Genomic DNA, 610 nt, shown 5'->3' with positions numbered 1-610 from the left:
GTTTTCAGCAACTGAGGTAAAGGACGTCTGAGCGCTATGCTATTCAGCATTTCTGCCACTTCTGTTGAACGCAAATTCTGCCCCACGCAGATCCCCAGGCATTCGCGGGTGTACAAGTCGATAACCGTCAGCAGGCGCAGTCGTCGCCCGTCAAACAACGCATCAGAGACAAAATCCATGCCCCAGACGTGATTCGGATACAGACCCTGAGGCTGCGGTTGTCGGCGCTGGGCCGATTTATTGCGGCGTGGCCGTTTGAGGCGCAGCGACAGACCCTGCTCACAGTAGAGGCGGTAGATTCTTTTGTGATTATCGCGCCAGCCTTCCCGCCTGAGCATCACGTGTACCCGGCGGTACCCGTAATGAACCCGGGTTTCGGTTATCTCACGGATACGTAGCCGCAGTGCGCTGTCGTCGGCGGCCACAGAACGATATCGAAACGAGCTGCGGCTGACCCGCAGCGCAAAACAGACCTGTCTCTCACTGGCACCGTAGCGGGCTTGCAAATCCCTTACCCATTCGCGCAGGCGTGCCAGCGTCAGCTCTTTTTTGCCAGCACGTCCTGCAGCATCGCCTTGTCGAGGCTCAGATCGGCAACCAGCCTCTTCAG

The 610-nt window shown here is 57.9% G+C and carries 1 pseudogene; it reads right to left on the bottom strand.

Annotated elements, in window-relative coordinates:
• Positions 1 to 610: pseudogene (locus H5P17_RS26530) on the bottom strand (IS3 family transposase); the annotation flags it as partial.

The organism is Serratia sp. OS31 (assembly GCF_014164835.1).
Lineage (GTDB): Bacteria > Pseudomonadota > Gammaproteobacteria > Enterobacterales > Enterobacteriaceae > Serratia > Serratia liquefaciens_A.
Note: the sequence above shows the minus strand (reverse complement) of the source record. Positions and strands in the feature narration are given on the sequence as shown.